The sequence below is a fragment of the Methylobacillus gramineus genome, from assembly GCF_020532675.1.
Classification (GTDB): Bacteria; Pseudomonadota; Gammaproteobacteria; order Burkholderiales; family Methylophilaceae; genus Methylobacillus; species Methylobacillus gramineus.
This window is the reverse complement of the sequence record NZ_JAJAVE010000001.1, coordinates 820,027-835,617: the sequence shown is the minus strand read 5'-3', so window position 1 is coordinate 835,617 and position 15,591 is coordinate 820,027. Positions and strand designations below refer to the sequence as shown.

Genomic DNA, 15,591 nt, shown 5'->3' with positions numbered 1-15,591 from the left:
TTGAGTGAAGCAGGGCTATTAGCACAAGCACACCATCAGCATGATGTCTTAACACCACAGGCACAGGCAAGCAGGCTGGCAGCAGCATTTGCCAAGACTGCAGTGCAGCGCGATCAGGCAGGCGGCACGCCCAAAGCAGAACGCGATGCCATCCGTGCAAGTGGACTGCTATCGCTGCTGATTCCGCAGTCCTTGGGCGGCTTGGGACAAGGCTGGCAACCAACCCTGGAAATCGTGCGGGAGTTTGCACGCGTCGATAGCTCTGTTGCTCAGGTCTTTGGCTTTCAACACCTGATGCTGGCTACCGTGCGCTTGTTTGGCACCGAGTCTCAATGGCAGCCATGGTTTCGCCAAACAGCAGCAAACAACTGGTTCTGGGGCAATGCCCTCAATCCGCTGGATTTGCGCACTACTAGCAAGGTACATCTGGGCCAACGCGAATTCCATGGCAACAAGAGCTTTTGCTCTGGTGCTACGGATTCAGACATGCTGATTGCGTCTGCCATAGATGCTGAAACTGGCAAACTGTTGATTGCTGCCATTCCCACTGCACGTGACGGTATCACCCTGCATGACGACTGGGACAATATTGGCCAGCGCCAGACTGATAGTGGCAGTGCGGATTTTGAGCATGTGCGGGTTGAGGCGGATGAGCTGCTAACCGACCCGGGCCCGCTCAGTACGCCTTTTGCATGCTTGCGCCCATTGATTGCGCAATTGATATTTTCCAATATCTACCTTGGCATTGCCGAAGGCGCACTGGCAGAAGCCAGGCGCTATACACTCAAACAGTCGCGAGTCTGGTCTGGGTCGCTGGCCAGTGAAATTCAGTCCGAACCTTATACCTTGCTGCACTATGGCGAGTTTTGGGTAGCACTTGAAGGCGCCCGCTTGCTGACCAATCGCGCTGCCGAGTTGCTGGATGCGGCATGGAACAAAGCGGAATCATTAACGCTGCAAGAACGTGGTGAAGTAGCGATTGCGGTAACGGCTGCCAAAGTAGCCACTACCAAAGCTGGCTTGGACATCACCCACCGCATGTTTGAGGTGACTGGTGCACGTGCCACCACGGCTGCACTGCGGCTGGACCGGTTCTGGCGCAACCTCCGCGTGTATACCCTGCATGACCCGGTGGATTTCAAGCTGAAAGAGCTTGGCGATTGGGCGCTGAATCAGCAATATCCTGCGCCTTCGTTTTACTCCTGAGCATGCAATAAAAAAGCCCGGGAAACCGGGCTTTTTTATTGTCTATTTAGCAGTTGTAAGTGTACTTGTCTGGGTTTATACCTTGGCTAATGCCTGCTCAAGATCTGCAATCAGATCATCTACATGCTCAATACCGACGGACAACCTTACCATGTCGATACTGACGCCAGCGGCGGCAAGTTCTGTCTCGTTCAGTTGGCGATGAGTGGTGGTCGCTGGGTGGCAAGCCAGGCTCTTGGCATCACCAATATTCACAAGCCGCGTAAATAGTTGCAATGCATCGATAAAGCGTGTGCCGCCAGACAAGCCATCTTGCACGCCAAAGGTCAGAATGCCGGAGGCCTTGCCCTTGAGGTAGCGTTGCACCAAGCCATGCTCCGGATGGTCTGGCAGGCCAGCATATTTCACCCATTTGACCTTGGCATGTTGCTTGAGGTACTGCGCAATCTTCAATGCATTGTCGCTATGGCGTTCTATGCGCAAAGCCAGTGTTTCCAGGCCTTGCAGGAACAGGAAAGTGTTGAATGGGCTCAGTGCAGCGCCGGTGTTACGCAATGGTACGACACGTGCTCTCGCAATGAACGCAGCAGCGCCCAGTGCCTCTACATAGTTGACGCCATGGTAACTGGGGTCTGGGGTATTGAGGGTGGGAAAGCGCTCTTTGTGCTCACCCCAGGGAAAGCGGCCACTATCTACAATCGCGCCGCCTATAGAGTTACCGTGACCCCCGATGTATTTGGTCAGCGAGTGTACGACAATATCCACGCCAAAATCGAAAGGACGGCACAGCAGCGGGGTAGCGACCGTATTGTCGACAATCACTGGCACGCCGTGAGCATGCGCCACTTTGGTAATCGCTTCCAGGTCGACGACGTTCCCTAGTGGGTTGCCTATGGTCTCGGCAAACACTAGCTTGGTGCGGCTGTCGATCAACTTGGCCAGGCTTTCTGGATCGCGATAGTCGAAAAAACGTACTTCAATCCCTTGCTTGGGCAAGGTGTGGGCGAACAGGTTGTAGGTGCCACCGTAAAGAGTGGACACGGAAACAATATTGTCTCCTGCTTCAGCAATCGTCTGGATTGCATAGGTGGTAGCTGCCATGCCTGAAGCCAGTACCAGTGCGCCTATACCGCCTTCGAGCTGGGTGAGGCGGTCTTCCAGGACCGCATTGGTCGGGTTCATGATACGGGTGTAGATATTGCCCTGCACCTTGAGATCAAAAAGGTCAGCACCATGCTGGGTGTTGTCAAATGCGTAGGATGAGGTCTGGTAAATGGGGACCGCAACCGCCTTGGTTGTCGGGTCGGGGCGATAACCGGCGTGAATGGCTAGGGTCTCTGGTTTCATCATGTCCTCCTATTAGAATTTAGTGTTGTTGTTTTCTACAGTATAAATGCGGTACAAGACCGCATTTATACTGATTGCTTGTTTGCTTATAGCCAGGGATGCCTTGGCGGATTGATCTCGTTAAGGTAATAGTTGCCGATCGCGTGAAATTTCCAGCGGACCGGGTCGTGCAACGTATGGGTACGCGCATTGCGCCAATGGCGGTCCAGGTTGTATTCCTCTAGGGTGGAGCGTGTGCCGGAAAGCTCAAACAGTTTATTGCTGGCGAGCAGGGCAATCTCGGTGGTCAATATCTTGGCTTCTGCGACGGCGATGGAGGCGGCCGCTACTGTTGCTTCGCTGGGGTTGGCGGCGGCACTGCTGATCTTGTCAGCGGCACGATCCAGCAAGGCCTCTGCGGCATGCAGGCGTAACTCAAGATCACCAATCTGCTGGATGGTATAAGGGTCTTCACTGGCACGCTGGCTGTGTTTGTCATCTATCCATGGCCTGGCGTGCTGGCGAACATAGCTGATAGCCGCCTCAACGGCTCCCTGTGCAATACCGGCATCGACCGCAGCCTGGATGAACTGAGAGGTAGGGCCGCCAATCGTCGGGCGGGCAAAGGCCTGGTAAATCGGCACCACATGCTCACTCGGTACCTTGACCTGATCGATAATGACCGTCCCGCTCGCCGTAGTACGCTGACCAAAGCTGGACCAATCATTGACTACCTGCAGCCCGGGAGTGCCTTGCTCAGCCAAGGCCAGATGTGGCAATCCTGCGTCATCTACCACCACGATAGGAATCCAGTGCGCTAGCAATGCACCTGTTGAAAAGAACTTGGTGCCATTTACCACATAGCCAGCGCCATCCGGGCTGATCTTGGTCTCAAACTCTGCCACGGTACGGCTGCCTTTTTCAGAAAAGGCATTGCCGAAACGTGCTCCCTTGAGCACCAGCTCAAAGAAAAACTGCTTTTGTGCTTCGCTGGCATCCAGGATGAGATGTTCCACTACGACCAGGTGGTTTTGGGGCAATTGGCCCAGTGAAGGATCCACGGCAGAAATAATGCGGATGACTTCGCCCAGTGTGCGATAAGAAACGCCTACACCGCCATAGGCTTTGGGGATGGTAATCGCCCATAAACCGCTTTGGGAAAATGCATCCAGCTCGGCAACAGGCAGGCGCCTGTCACGATCCCGTTCAGAGGCTTCTTTCCGGAATTGTTCAGCCAGTTGATGGGCGACGCTGATGGCCTCCTCATCGCTGCTGATACGGTGGGCTATGGTTTCAAAGCGTGGTAGGGCAATGGTGTCTTGACTCATGATGATTCCTTTTTTATTAGAAACGATAGCCGACGTTGAGGGTGTACACAGTGGGGTTGATGTCTACATCACCCACCGCAGTGCCATTGATGCTGGTCTTGGTATTAATGCGGGCATAGCGGACATCAGCGCCTATGGTCCAGTGCTGATCAAAGGCATAATCCAGCCCAACTTGGAGGGCCGGGCCCCACGAGTCACGTAGCTTTAACCGCGCGCCGTTGTCCAGTTTTTCATCCGTAAAGGCGGTGTAGTTCAGACCAACGCCCACATAAGGGCGCAGGGTTGCTTCTGGTCTGAAATGGTATTGCAGACTGAGGATAGGCGGCAAATGCTTGGTTTCACCAGCACGATTACCATTGACATTGATCTGGTGTTTGAATGCCAGCCCACCAAACAGATCGATTGCCCAGTTGGGGGCAATGAAATACGCAATATTGACTGTCGGCCCTGCACGGTTATCGATGGTGACATCTGCCGTATGATCAATAATGGCACCATTATTTGATTTGGGGGCAATCAGCGAGACTCCTGCCCGTACTTGCCAAGGTGACAGATCAGCTTGATCTGCATAAGCCTGGCTCATGGTGAGCGAAGCCAGAATTAAAGGAAGGGTAAAACGGGAGTATTGCAGTTGTGGCATCATAATTCCTTTTGTAATTAGAGAAGTAATTGCAAAAGTGCCAGCCAATGGTGATGGTGTTGCACTAAGTAAGGATGTAGTGCAGATTCCATGCCATGGCTAACATCATGATTTTTAATAGATGTTAATTTTTACAGGCGTTCATATATCAGCATCCTGCTGATATTGTGCTTGTATATAAGTATGGTGAATAAAAAACGGCACCTTTATGCAAGGTGCCGCTCAGTCAAAGCCAGCGCTATCGTTAAGTCAGGAAAGTTGATGTGGTTGCAATTTTCATTAGGAAGCGTGGCCCCCCAGAGTTTAATTGACCACCTTACCTGCAGCTGTGGCTGCAGGTACTTCATTCAGTTTTCCGGTTTTGACATCATAGATATAGCCGTGGATAGGAATGGTATGCGGGACCAGAGGGTGAGATCGGATACGCACCACATCTTCCAGCACGCTATCTGCCAGATCCTGAATGGTCAGCCAGTGGATAAATTTCCCTTCAGGTGCCCCAGGTCCTTTGCCATGGTCATGCCAGCCCTGGCTATCCACACTGGCGGTTTCCAGGCTTTGGCTGAGCAAATCACTGATGATGTCATTAGTGAAAGTTTCCATGCCGCAATTGGTGTGGTGAATGACAAACCATTCACGCGTGCCCAGCAGTTTGTAAGAAATCACCAGTGAGCGGATGGCATCGTCACTGGCTCGGCCGCCAGCATTGCGGATGACATGCGCGTCACCTTCGGACAGTCCGGCGTATTTCGCAGGGTCCAACCGCGCATCCATACACGTCAGTATGGCAAATTGGCGGGCTGGCGGCATGGCCAGATCGCCTTTGGAAAAGTCATGGCTATAACGCTGGTTCGCATCTAACACTTCTTTCAGTAAGGTACTCATATCGCGAATCTCCTGTTGGCAGCATCTATATGCTGACGTGGTTTTGGGGGTACCTTTGCAGCCGTCAAGCTAGAAGCATTCTGAGTCATTCATCTCAAGAACAGTGCATCAGATGCCGAACGTTGCAGGGTATACAGTGCGCGCCAATCCGGGCCTTTGATCAGGTGCGGGATGCGTGCTTACAGTAACCTCCAGCCAGGTTGGCATGCGCTATTGCCGTGTAGCTAGCGCATGCCCAGATGGCGTGTGTCATGGCATCAGAGCACGCTTGAAACAATGCTAGATCCAAGGGTGCCGTGGTGGATTGACGCCATTCAGCGCGTAATTACCCACGGCATAGTATTTCCAGCGTACCGGGTCATGCAGCGTGTGAGTACGGGCATTGCGCCAGTGTCGATCCAGATTGAACTGCGCCAGTGTCGACCGTGTGCCTGCTAGCTCAAATAGCTTGCTGCCAGCATGCAATGCAGTTTCCGTACTTAGTACCTTGGCTTCTGCTACCGCAATAGAGGCTGCTGCTACCGTTTCTTCATTCGGGTTCTGCTGGGCGATATCAATAAACTCTCCGGCACGTTTGAGCAAGGCATCGGTGGCGTGCACACGGATCTGGGTATCGCCTATATCCTTGATCGTCAGGGGATCTTCATAGCCGTGCTCCAGATCGGTATCTATCCATGGACGCGTATGATTACGTACGAATTGGATGGTGTCACGCAGGCCTGCCCGTGCGATGCCGGTGTCCACGCCTGCTTGAATGATCTGCGCGATTGGCCCCATGGTAGTGGGACGATCAAATGCCAGATGGTGTGGAAGCACATATTCAGTGGGTACAAAAATCTCTTCCAGAATGGTGGTGCCGCTTGCCGTTGTGCGTTGGCCGAAGCTGGACCAGTCGTCAATAATGGTTAGGCCTTTGGCGCCTTTTTTGACAAAGGCGACGATAGTGTCATCGTGCTCGTTCTTTGCCACTACGGGTACCCAGTCTGCAAGCAGAGCCCCGGATGAGTAGAATTTTTTGCCGGAGAGCAGATATCCACCCTCTGTTGGTTTGATCCGCGTCTGCACGTCGCTGACGGATTTAGTACCAATTTCCGAGAAGGCATTGCCGAAGCGCACGCCTTGTAATACCAGAGCAAAGAAAAACTGCTTCTGGAATTCACTGCCATCCAGGCGTATGCCTTCCACCATATATAGGTGATTTTGCGGGATCTGGCCTATGCTAGGGTCAGCCTCGGAAATAATGGCAATCACTTCTGCCAGGGTGGTGTTGGAAACAAACGCGCCACCGTATTCCTTGGGAACAGTAATGCCCCAGAGGCCGCTTTGCGAGAACAGGTCCAACTCTGCACGTGGCAAGCGACGTTCTGCGTCGCGAATGCCTGCTTCCTTGGAAATTTCTGCTGCAACGCGTTTAGCCACTTCTATGGCTTCCGCATCACTCTTAATGATATGCGCCTGCGGGCGGGTGATTTCTTTAGTGTCTGCGTCTTCCAGCAGTACCGATGTATCAGTCATGGATAACCCTCAAAAAAATGGTTAAGGCGATATACACGGGATGTGACTATCTGATACTACACACTGCATTTAACGTGCCACGAATCCATCCGATTGATTCTTAACAATATTATTTATAAATTATGTCCGGTGTGCACCTATTCAAACAGCAGGTTGCTTTATGGGTGCTGATTAATCAGCATACTAGTAGGGGTATTCGGGGTATTTAATAGAAATCTGCTTCATTGTGCTGCTGATATACAAGCAGTTGTTCAGCATTCAGCATGGATATCAACATGCATTTGGATGAGGAAATTTATATAACTGTCTGAATTTTATATATTTTTAATGCTGGCACGGATGCTGCTATCTACTAATTGTTATTTGCATGGGCTGAAACCATTGCAAAAAAGAATAAGTAGACTGGAGTCATTATGAGCAGAAAACTGAAACTGGTTGCCGTTTCCGGCAGTCTCAGTGATCCATCGCGTACTACCGTATTACTGCGGGCCATTGTGCATGAGCTGCAACAGCACTTGCCCATTGAGCTGCATGTGATCGAGTTGAAAACACTGGGGCCGGTACTCGGTAGCAGTTTGAGCCGTCTTGATCTCCCCAAGTCTGCAGTGGATGAAATCAGTCTGATTGAGGAAGCAGACTTGCTGGTCGTGGCGACTCCAGTCTACCGTGCTTCTGTCACCGGATTGTTCAAGCACCTGTTTGATTTTGTCTATCACGAATCGCTGATCAACACCCCGATTCTACTTGCGGCCACAGGTGGGAGCGAGCGACATGCACTGGTGATTGATCATCAATTGCGCCCCTTATTCAGCTTCTTCCAGGCCCTGACATTGCCCCTGGGTGTCTACGCCAGCGAAGCGGATTTTGAGGAATACGAGATCAGCAGTGAGGCGCTTCAGGCGCGCATTACCTTGGCAGTAGGCAGGGCATTGCCATTCCTCACCCAGCTCGCATCCGCCACCACCAAAGAGTCGGTGGAGGCTTGATGATCAACCTCAGCAGCTGGAGTCACTGATGTCTAAAGCTATTCGATTTAACGCTTTCGAGATGAATTGCGTGGGTCATCAGTCGCCGGGTTTATGGAGACATCCGCGTGATCGCGCCTGGCAGTATAAAGACCTCGAATACTGGACTGATTTGGCCAGGATATTGGAGCGAGGTATTTTTGATGCCATTTTCATTGCTGATGTAATTGGTTATTACGATGTCTATCATGGCAATAACGACCATGCGTTTTTGCAGGGCGTACAGATTCCGGTCAATGACCCCCTGCAACTGGCCAATCCGATTGCATTGGCAACCAAGCACCTGGGAATAGGCATCACCGCGTCAACTTCGTTTGAGCATCCGTATACCTTTGCTCGCCGTCTATCGACGGCTGACCATCACACCAAAGGTCGAGTAGGCTGGAATATCGTCACGTCCTATCTGGAAAGTGGGGCCAAGAACATTGGTCAGGGTGGACTCAAGCGCCACGACAATCGCTATGAAGTGGCTAACGAATACCTCGAAGTGCTTTACAAGCTGTTCGAGGGCAGCTGGGAAGAAGGTGCTGTGGTCAGGGATCGTGAAAACGGGATTTTTGCGATCCCAGAGAAGATCCATGAAATTGGGCACAAAGGACAATACTTTGAAGTGCCGGGATATCACTTATGCGAACCTTCGCCGCAACGTACGCCAGTACTGTTCCAGGCGGGTGCCTCCAATGCTGGCAAAGATTTTGCTGCTGAGAATGCAGAGCTGGTGTTCATTTCCACACCAACGCAGGACATCACACGGGCTTATGTAGAAGATATCCGCAACCGTGCTGCGGTAGCTGGACGTGACCCTGGCAAGATCTTGATTTATGCACTGGTCACTATTGTGGTCGACGAAACCGATGCCAAGGCCCATGCCAAGCTCAAGGAGTATCAGAGCTACGGGTCTTATGATGGCGCCTTGGTATTGACTTCGGGCTGGACAGGCATCGATTTCGGTCGCTATGCCCCTACCGACAATGTACGCAAAGTCGAGACTAATGCCATCATTTCCGCGGTTGAGCATCTGGCTGAAGGCGGCAAGACCTGGACGATTGAAGAGCTGGCCAAATGGGCCAGTGTGGGCGGTCTTGGCCCCCTGTTTGTTGGCTCGCCAGCGACGGTAGCTGACCAGCTGGAGCAGTGGATGGAAGCAACCGATCTGGATGGCTTCAATCTGGCCTACGCAGTCGCCCACGAAACCTTTGAGGATGTGGTTGAGTACTTGGTACCCGAACTGCAGCGGCGTGGTGTCTATGCCACAGAGTATAAAGAAGGCACGCTGCGCGAAAAGCTGTTTGGCGATGGCCCCTATCTGCCATCCACACATCCGGCCGCACGCTATCGAGACATTGAACGCATCAAGCGCAAGCAGCAAGCATGGCAAGCCCAGGAGAAATCGGCATGACGACCCTCTCTCATGCAGGCAACATTATCCTGGATGTCAGGGATATCTCCTTGTCTTTTCAAGGTGTGAAAGCTATCACCAGTCTTTCGTTTTCCGTGCAGCGCGGTGAAATATGCGCGCTGATAGGGCCCAATGGTGCGGGCAAGAGTTCATTGCTCAACGTACTTAATGGCGTTTACACCCCTGATTCTGGTGAAATTCATTATGAGAGTGAACATTTCCACAAGGTGCATCCATTCCAGGCTGCGCAGCGCGGGATAGGACGCACTTTTCAGAACATCGCGCTCTTCAAGAAGATGAGCGTGATCGACAACACGCTCAGTGGTCTGTCACGGCATGGACGATCCAACTTTATCGAACATGCATTCAAACTTCCGCGGGCACGTCGAGAATCAGCTGAGTTCCTCGAGAGAAGCGAAGCCGTACTTGAGTTCCTGGAATTACAGTCTCATCGCTACACCATGGTTGGGAACTTGGCATACGGCTTGCAAAAACGCGTGGAACTGGCGCGTGCATTGGTCGCATCACCGCGTTTGCTGTTGCTGGATGAGCCGATGGCGGGCATGAATGCCGAGGAAAAGCAGGAGATGAGTCGTTTTATCGCGGATATCAATCGTGACCTTGGGATCACGGTGGTGCTGATTGAACATGATGTGAGGGTCACCATGGATCTGTCTGATCATGTCGTGGTACTCGATTACGGACGCAAAGTGGGGGATGGTACCCCGGCAGAAGTACAAGCAAATCCCGATGTGATCGCCGCCTATCTGGGGGCAATCACACCGGGCTCGGTGCATTAAGGGAGATGCATGATGCTTTTCCTTGAAACCCTGATAGGTGGATTGCTTGCAGGCACTATGTATTCATTGGTTGCCATTGGCTTTGTGCTGATCTACAAGGCTAGCGGCGTATTCAATTTTGCACAGGGATCGATCCTGCTGTTCTCTGCATTGTTATTCGTGACCTTGCATGAAGCCGGAGTGCCATTCGTTGTTGCGATACTGCTGACCATTCTGGCCTTGGTTCTGCTCGCCATACTGATCGAAAAACTCGTATTGCGGCCCCTGACCAATCGCAGTCCAATGACCTTATTCATGGCGACGCTCGGACTTTCCTACGCCATAGAAGGCATCGCGCAAGGCGTGATGGGGGCGACGGTTCATGAACTGGATCTGGGCATTGATGATGTGCCTATATTCATCGGTGATCTGCTGGTCAGTCAGTTTGATCTGGTGGCTGCGGTGACTGCCGTGATCCTGGTCACTGTGCTGGCGCTGCTATTCAACCAGACCAGGATAGGTATTTCCTTGCGTGCTGTGGCAGATGACACCCGGGCCGCATTGTCGATCGGGATCAATCTTAATCATATCTGGCAGATCGTCTGGGCGGTTGCCGGGATGACAGGACTGGTCGCTGGGATACTCTGGGGCGCCCGTCAGGGTGTGCAGTTCTCATTATCCCTGGTGGTGCTCAAGGCATTACCGGTACTCATTATTGGAGGATTCACTTCCATTGGCGGGGCGATTGCCGGCGGCTTGATTGTCGGTGCATCCGAGAACCTGGCCGAGGCCTATATCGGGCCGGCTATTGGCGGTGGGATTACCGGGTGGTTTGCCTATTTTCTCGCCTTGGCTTTTCTGTTTATACGTCCGGCTGGACTCTTTGGCGAACGTGCCATTGAGCGGGTATAGCGCATGAATATTAGCCAGATGATGATATGGACACCCACCACACTATGAACGACACAACGATACTGCCGCGCACTGGTCGCCTGGATGCTCATTTGGCTCCCGTAGTGATCAAGGATGGCAAATCCCTTTATGCCTGGCTATGGCTGCTGGTGCTTGCTGCCATACCCTGGGTGGGCAGTGAATACTGGATTAATGCCATCATCATTCCATTCTTGATCCTCGCACTTGCGGGAATGGGTCTTAATCTGCTGACTGGTTATGCAGGGCAGACTTCGCTGGGCTCAGGTGGATTTATGGCAGTGGGGGCTTTTGCTACTTATGCATTTCTCACCCACCTGCATCTGTCTTTCCCGGTTGCCATCTTCCTGGGTGGCTTGATAGCGGCGCTGGTTGGCCTAATCTTCGGTCTGCCCAGTGCCAAGATCAAGGGCTTTTACCTCATGGTGAGCAGCTTGGCGGCACAATTCTTGCTCGAATGGGTGTTCGTGAAGTTCCCGTGGTTTTACAACTACAGTTCCTCAGCGACCATTTCATCTCCCTCCATTGAAGTGTTCGGCCTGGATATTTCCAGCGCGCAGGGAAAATACTATTGGATATTAGGGGTGGTGGTATTGCTGACCTGGATTGCCATCAATCTCACGCGCAGCCAGACCGGGCGCAACTGGATGGCGATCCGTGACATGGATACCGCTGCTGCGGTCATCGGCATCCGTGTCAATCACAGCAAGATACTCGCGTTCGCAGTCAGCTCTTTTTATCTGGGGGTGGCCGGAGCGCTTTGGGTCTTCGTCTACCTTGGGTCGGCAGGTGTGCAGAGTTTCAGTTTACAGCGCTCATTCCAAATCCTGTTCATCATCATCATCGGAGGGCTGGGCAGTATCAGCGGGAATTTCATCGGGGCGGCCTTCATCACGCTATTGCCACTGGCCCTCGACTTCGTCTCACAAACCCTGTTTGCCGGGATGGTTGATGCGGGAGTGTTGCAGAACATCCAGAAATTCATCTTTGGCACATTGATTATCTGGTTCCTGATCAAGGAGCCAGAAGGGATTGCACGGCTGCTGACGAATGCACGCAGCAGATTATCCGTCTGGCCATTACGTTTTTGAATAACAAATATATTTTCAAGGAGTTAACCATGTTTCAGCGTCCTCTTCTTCTTAACACAGTGCTGGCAGTGGCCGTGACCGCCACGCTGGGCCTCGGCACCGCGGCAATCAGTCAGGCCGCGGATCAATATGTGCCACTGCCTACTTACCGGGTTGGGCCATACGCTTCCAGCGGCACTTTGTGGTGGGCGGGGACATTGGACTATTTTCGCTACATCAATGAGGTTGAAGGCGGTATTAACGGCGTCAAGATCAACTACGAAGAGTTTGAAACGGAATGGAGTCCAGACCGCACTGTAGAGGTATATGAGCGGGTCAAGAAAGGGAAAAATGGATCTCCGCTGGCATTCTTCTTTACGCATAGCACACCTGCTTCTTATGCCTTGATCGAGAAGGCAGCCATCGACAAGATTCCCTTGATCGACCCGGCTGGTGGCCGCACAGAATCTACTGATGGCACTGTGTTTCCTTATGCCTTCCCGCTGTTGTTCAATTACTACAGCCAGGCATCTACCGGTATCAAATACATTGCGCAGAAAGAAGGCGGGCTCGACAAGCTTAAAGGCAAGAAGATTGTGACGGTGTATCACGACTCTGCATACGGGCGTGAAACCCAGGCTGCGATCAAGCTGCTGGCCGAAAAGTATGGCTTTGAGAATATCCAGATTCCGGTAGCAGACCCTGGGAATGAACAATCGCCACAATGGCGTCGTGTGCGTGAAATCAAGCCTGACTGGGTATTCCTGCGTACCTGGGGCGTATCCACCCCAGTCGCAATCAAGACTGCTGCACGGTTCGGCATACCTGTTGACCACATCATCGGCGATGTATGGGCAGGCTCCGAAGCTGATGTGATCCCAGCAGGTACTGCTGCGAAAGGCTATCAAGCCTTGGCTCCTTATCCTGGTGGTGCCAGTTTTGACATTCACCAGAAGCTGAAGAAGCACATCCTGGATACGGGCAAGAGCGACCTGCGCGACAAGAAATTCTTTGGTGCCGTGTATTACAACATAGGCCTGGTCAATGCGGTGCTGGCAGTGGAAGCCTTGCGCACCGGATACAACAAGTTTGGCAACCGCCCCTTGAATGGGGAAGAAGGACGCTGGGCGTTCGAGCACTTGGTGATTGACGATGCACGTTTGAAGAAGATTGGTTTCTACGGCCTGCTGCAGCCTCTGCGCATTACACCAGAAGATCATGAGGGCGGCGGTGCTGCACGCATCCAGCAATGGGATGGCAAGCAGTGGCAGCTGAAAACCGACTGGATTCAGGCTGACCGAACACTCCTGCGACCATTGGTTGAGGCGAAGTCTGCCGCCTACGCCAAGGAAAAAGGCATTACCCGTCGTGATCCGAGCAAGGAAAAGTAATGTTCAAGCAGTACGACCGCTTGATGTTGAGATTGGGAGACATAAAACGATGACGATAGCCCCCGTGATGACCGCATCAGCCGTGCCAACCGGAGTGATGAAATGAGTGCCATTGCCAACCCTTATGCCGAGTCCGTTGAGCTACTGCGGGTGGATGACATTGAAGTCATTTACGACAGTGCGGTACTTGCGGTCAGCGGCGTATCGCTGACCGTGCCCAAGGGCGCGATCATTGCGTTGCTGGGTGCCAATGGTGCCGGAAAAAGCACCACGCTCAAGGCCATCTCCGGACTGGTGCGCGCAGACCGGGCAGAGGTGAGCAGCGGCAGTATTCATTTCCAGGGGCAGATGAGCACTCATACGCCGCCTCATGTACTGGTGCAGCAAGGGATTGTTCACGTGCTGGAAGGCCGTCATGTGTTTGCTCACCTGACAGTGGAAGAGAACCTGCGTAGTGGAGGATTTGTGCGGCGACCCAGCAGGCAGAGCCTGCAGGCAGGGCTGGAGCGCATTTACACCTGGTTTCCACGGCTGAAGGAAAAACGCAAAGTGCAAGCGGGATATACCTCTGGCGGTGAGCAGCAGATGGTTGCGATTGGGCGGGCGTTGATGACCAACCCATCCATGGTGCTGCTCGACGAACCTTCGATGGGGCTGGCTCCTTTGATCGTACAGGAGATATTCGAGATCGTGAGCCAGCTCAATGAAAAAGAAGGCGTGAGTTTTCTGCTGGCTGAGCAAAACATCCCGGTTGCGCTCAAGCACGCGCATTACGGGTATGTGCTGGAGACCGGCAAGATCGTGCTGTCTGGTACTGCGCAGGAGTTACTGCAGAACACGGCTTTGCAGGATGCCTATCTGGGCAAGAAACAATAAGGATTCATCAGCCTGAGGTGCAGGATGAGCTTGATGATAGATACAAGAGAAGCAGTTGGAATGGAACCAAAGCCTGAGTGACAGGTTTTTCTCACATTTTTTTGAAAGGATGAACAATGAGCACGAATAAGGAAGATATCAAGTTTGCCTACTGGGTACCGAATGTGAGTGGTGGCCTGGTGGTCAGCAAGATTGAACAGCGCACCAGCTGGGACATTGATTACAACATCAAGCTGGCACAACTGGCGGAAGAAAATGGCTTTGAGTATGCATTGAGCCAGATCCGCTTTACGGCGGGCTATGGGGCAGAGTTTCAGCATGAGCCAGTGGCATTTTCACACGCCTTGCTTGCAGCAACCACCAAGCTCAAGGTGATTGCTGCGATTTTACCTGGCCCGTGGAATCCTGCCGTTGCCGCCAAGCAACTGGCAACTATCGATCAGCTTACCAAGGGCAGGGTGGCGGTCAATATTGTATCCGGCTGGTTCAAGGGTGAGTTTACTGCCATCGGCGAGCCATGGCTGGAGCATGATGAGCGCTATCGTCGTTCAGAAGAGTTCATTCGTGCACTCAAGGGCATCTGGACCACGGACAACTTTACGTTCAAGGGTGATTTCTATCGTTTTCATGATTACACCCTGAAGCCCAAGCCATACAACACCAATCCACATCCGGAAATATTCCAGGGCGGTAGCTCCAGAGCCGCACGGGACATGGCTTCCAGGGTATCTGATTGGTATTTTACCAACGGTAATACGGTCGAGGGTATCAAGGCGCAGGTCGATGATATTCGAGCCAAGGCAGCTGCCAACAATCACAAGGTCAAGGTGGGCGTGAATGCATTCATCATTGCGCGCGATACGGAAGAAGAAGCGCGTGCGGTATTGAAGGAAATCATCGACAAGGCTGACCCGGAAGCGGTTAATGCCTTTGGTGATGCGGCCAAGCAGGCAGGCAAGGCCAGCCCTGAAGGCGAAGGTAACTGGGCCAAATCCAGCTTTGAGGACCTGGTTCAGTACAACGATGGCTTCAAGACGAATTTGATTGGTACTCCGCAGCAGATTGCTGAACGTATTGTCGCTCTCAAGGCGGTTGGGGTGGATCTGGTGTTGTCTGCCTTCCTGCACTTCCAGGAGGAAGTGGTGTATTTCGGCGAGAAGGTGCTGCCACTGGTACGCGAGCTGGAACAGAAGCAGGTAGCCTTGGCGGCATAAATCAAGG

The 15,591-nt window shown here is 52.6% G+C and carries 14 protein-coding genes; 9 read left to right on the top strand and 5 right to left on the bottom strand.

Annotated elements, in window-relative coordinates:
• On the top strand, positions 1-1,206 hold the full coding sequence (locus LG201_RS03845; protein ID WP_226770852.1) for an acyl-CoA dehydrogenase family protein: 1,206 nt from the start codon (positions 1-3) through the stop codon (positions 1,204-1,206).
• A gap of 75 nt (positions 1,207-1,281) precedes the next feature.
• On the opposite strand, the gene LG201_RS03840 is transcribed toward LG201_RS03845, so the two are convergent.
• From LG201_RS03840 to LG201_RS03820, 5 genes are all read right to left on the bottom strand, one after another.
• Complete coding sequence (locus tag LG201_RS03840) at positions 1,282-2,553, bottom strand: O-acetylhomoserine aminocarboxypropyltransferase/cysteine synthase family protein (protein ID WP_226771913.1); 1,272 nt, start codon at positions 2,551-2,553, stop codon at positions 1,282-1,284.
• A gap of 86 nt (positions 2,554-2,639) precedes the next feature.
• Complete coding sequence (locus tag LG201_RS03835; protein ID WP_226770851.1) at positions 2,640-3,860, bottom strand: SfnB family sulfur acquisition oxidoreductase; 1,221 nt, start codon at positions 3,858-3,860, stop codon at positions 2,640-2,642.
• A 16-nt stretch (positions 3,861-3,876) separates the two neighbouring features.
• Positions 3,877-4,503 (bottom strand): OmpW/AlkL family protein, encoded by a 627-nt coding sequence (locus tag LG201_RS03830; protein WP_226770850.1) that lies wholly within the window; start codon positions 4,501-4,503, stop codon positions 3,877-3,879.
• 300 nt (positions 4,504-4,803) lie between these two features.
• Positions 4,804-5,385: a beta-class carbonic anhydrase gene (locus LG201_RS03825; RefSeq protein WP_226770849.1), complete on the bottom strand. Its 582-nt coding sequence runs from the start codon at positions 5,383-5,385 to the stop codon at positions 4,804-4,806.
• A gap of 279 nt (positions 5,386-5,664) precedes the next feature.
• On the bottom strand, positions 5,665-6,900 hold the full coding sequence (locus LG201_RS03820; protein ID WP_226770848.1) for an SfnB family sulfur acquisition oxidoreductase: 1,236 nt from the start codon (positions 6,898-6,900) through the stop codon (positions 5,665-5,667).
• A 413-nt stretch (positions 6,901-7,313) separates the two neighbouring features.
• Here LG201_RS03820 and msuE point away from each other — a divergent pair, with 413 nt between their 5' ends.
• From msuE to sfnG, 8 genes are all read left to right on the top strand, one after another.
• Positions 7,314-7,886 (top strand): FMN reductase, encoded by a 573-nt coding sequence (gene msuE / locus LG201_RS03815; RefSeq protein ID WP_226770847.1) that lies wholly within the window; start codon positions 7,314-7,316, stop codon positions 7,884-7,886.
• 28 nt (positions 7,887-7,914) lie between these two features.
• Entirely contained in the window at positions 7,915-9,324 is a 1,410-nt protein-coding gene (locus LG201_RS03810) for an LLM class flavin-dependent oxidoreductase (RefSeq protein ID WP_226770846.1), read from the top strand.
• Positions 9,321-10,124 carry an ABC transporter ATP-binding protein gene (locus LG201_RS03805; protein ID WP_226770845.1) on the top strand — a complete coding sequence of 268 codons (804 nt, stop codon included), beginning with the start codon at positions 9,321-9,323 and terminating at the stop codon, positions 10,122-10,124. The genes LG201_RS03810 and LG201_RS03805 overlap by 4 nt, the downstream gene beginning before the upstream one ends.
• A gap of 9 nt (positions 10,125-10,133) precedes the next feature.
• The gene (locus LG201_RS03800) at positions 10,134-11,015 is read left to right on the top strand and encodes a branched-chain amino acid ABC transporter permease (protein WP_226770844.1); all 882 of its coding nucleotides are present in this window, start codon (positions 10,134-10,136) and stop codon (positions 11,013-11,015) included.
• A gap of 44 nt (positions 11,016-11,059) precedes the next feature.
• The gene (locus tag LG201_RS03795; protein WP_226770843.1) at positions 11,060-12,124 is read left to right on the top strand and encodes a branched-chain amino acid ABC transporter permease; all 1,065 of its coding nucleotides are present in this window, start codon (positions 11,060-11,062) and stop codon (positions 12,122-12,124) included.
• A 29-nt stretch (positions 12,125-12,153) separates the two neighbouring features.
• Positions 12,154-13,494 carry an ABC transporter substrate-binding protein gene (locus LG201_RS03790; RefSeq protein ID WP_226770842.1) on the top strand — a complete coding sequence of 447 codons (1,341 nt, stop codon included), beginning with the start codon at positions 12,154-12,156 and terminating at the stop codon, positions 13,492-13,494.
• A gap of 102 nt (positions 13,495-13,596) precedes the next feature.
• Positions 13,597-14,370, top strand: a complete 774-nt coding sequence (locus LG201_RS03785) for an ABC transporter ATP-binding protein (protein ID WP_226770841.1) — start codon at positions 13,597-13,599, stop codon at positions 14,368-14,370.
• Between the two features lie 116 nt (positions 14,371-14,486).
• Positions 14,487-15,584 carry a dimethylsulfone monooxygenase SfnG gene (gene sfnG, locus LG201_RS03780; protein WP_226770840.1) on the top strand — a complete coding sequence of 366 codons (1,098 nt, stop codon included), beginning with the start codon at positions 14,487-14,489 and terminating at the stop codon, positions 15,582-15,584.
• The last annotated feature ends 7 nt before the right edge of the window (positions 15,585-15,591 follow it).

Bases quoted from the DNA above. Each gene is read 5' to 3' on its own strand.
- sfnG (WP_226770840.1), top strand. From the start codon at position 14,487: ATGAGCACGAATAAGGAAGATATCAAGTTTGCCTACTGGGTACCGAAT.
- LG201_RS03825 (WP_226770849.1), bottom strand. From the start codon at position 5,385: ATGAGTACCTTACTGAAAGAAGTGTTAGATGCGAACCAGCGTTATAGC.
- LG201_RS03820 (WP_226770848.1), bottom strand. From the start codon at position 6,900: ATGACTGATACATCGGTACTGCTGGAAGACGCAGACACTAAAGAAATC.
- LG201_RS03800 (WP_226770844.1), top strand. From the start codon at position 10,134: ATGATGCTTTTCCTTGAAACCCTGATAGGTGGATTGCTTGCAGGCACT.
- LG201_RS03830 (WP_226770850.1), bottom strand. From the start codon at position 4,503: ATGATGCCACAACTGCAATACTCCCGTTTTACCCTTCCTTTAATTCTG.
- msuE (WP_226770847.1), top strand. From the start codon at position 7,314: ATGAGCAGAAAACTGAAACTGGTTGCCGTTTCCGGCAGTCTCAGTGAT.
- LG201_RS03840 (WP_226771913.1), bottom strand. From the start codon at position 2,553: ATGAAACCAGAGACCCTAGCCATTCACGCCGGTTATCGCCCCGACCCG.
- LG201_RS03805 (WP_226770845.1), top strand. From the start codon at position 9,321: ATGACGACCCTCTCTCATGCAGGCAACATTATCCTGGATGTCAGGGAT.
- LG201_RS03795 (WP_226770843.1), top strand. From the start codon at position 11,060: ATGAACGACACAACGATACTGCCGCGCACTGGTCGCCTGGATGCTCAT.
- LG201_RS03790 (WP_226770842.1), top strand. From the start codon at position 12,154: ATGTTTCAGCGTCCTCTTCTTCTTAACACAGTGCTGGCAGTGGCCGTG.
- LG201_RS03835 (WP_226770851.1), bottom strand. From the start codon at position 3,860: ATGAGTCAAGACACCATTGCCCTACCACGCTTTGAAACCATAGCCCAC.
- LG201_RS03810 (WP_226770846.1), top strand. From the start codon at position 7,915: ATGTCTAAAGCTATTCGATTTAACGCTTTCGAGATGAATTGCGTGGGT.
- LG201_RS03785 (WP_226770841.1), top strand. From the start codon at position 13,597: ATGAGTGCCATTGCCAACCCTTATGCCGAGTCCGTTGAGCTACTGCGG.